The 765-nt window shown below is 75.2% G+C and carries 1 protein-coding gene; it reads left to right on the forward strand.

What is annotated here, in order from left to right; all coding sequences use genetic code 11:
• A partial coding sequence (locus PROKR_RS34320; protein ID WP_036962203.1) for a potassium channel family protein occupies positions 1 to 544 on the forward strand: 544 nt, incomplete at its 5' end.
• Between the last annotated feature and the right edge of the window lie 221 nt (positions 545 to 765).

The raw sequence follows: 765 nt of genomic DNA on the forward strand, positions 1-765 counted from the left end.
GAGCGGCGGCGCCACGACCATCGGGGTCGGCTTCGCGGCCCGCTCGGTCCCCCGGGCCAAGGACGCGCCGCCGAGCCTGCGCACGGTGCTGCGCGTGTTCGACCGCGACCTCGCGCGGCGCATCCGGCGCGAGATCCCGGACTCGGTGGGGCTCAGCTCGTCGTTCCTCGCCGCGCCGTCCTTCGCCGCCGCGATGATCGGCCAGGAGGTCAAGGCCACCATCCCGTACCGGGACCGCGTGCTGGTGCTCGCCGAGATCCGGGTCGAGCGCGGCAGCGCGCTCGACGGCGCGCACAGCAGCGACGTCAGCTTCGACGAGCCCGGAGCGGCGCGCAGCCGCCTGCTGGCGTTCGACACGGTGACCCACTCGAGCGGCGGGGGCGGGCGCATGTTCGAGCCGTCGCAGGGCCGCCCGCTGAACCCGGGTGACCGCGTCTTCGCGATCGCGACCACGACGGGTCTGCTGCACCTGCGCGAGCTGGCGGCGGCGGCGCCGGTGAGCCCGGCGGCCCTGGCCCGGGCGCCGATCGGCCTGAACGACTGACCCGGGATCGGCCCGTTCGCCGGTCCATTACGACCCTAGGTTCTAGGTCATGAAGAACGGTCTCAGCGTCCCCCAGGGCGCGGCGCTCACCCTCGGCGCCATGCTCGGTACCGGCGTCATCTCGCTCCCGGCGCTGGCCGCCGGCGTCGCGGGCCCCGCCTCGCTCGTCGCGTGGGGAGCTCTCGTGCTCCTCTCCGTCCCGCTCGCCACGACGTTCGCCG

It is taken from the genome of Promicromonospora kroppenstedtii DSM 19349, assembly GCF_000515355.1.
Taxonomy (GTDB): domain Bacteria; phylum Actinomycetota; class Actinomycetes; order Actinomycetales; family Cellulomonadaceae; genus Promicromonospora; species Promicromonospora kroppenstedtii.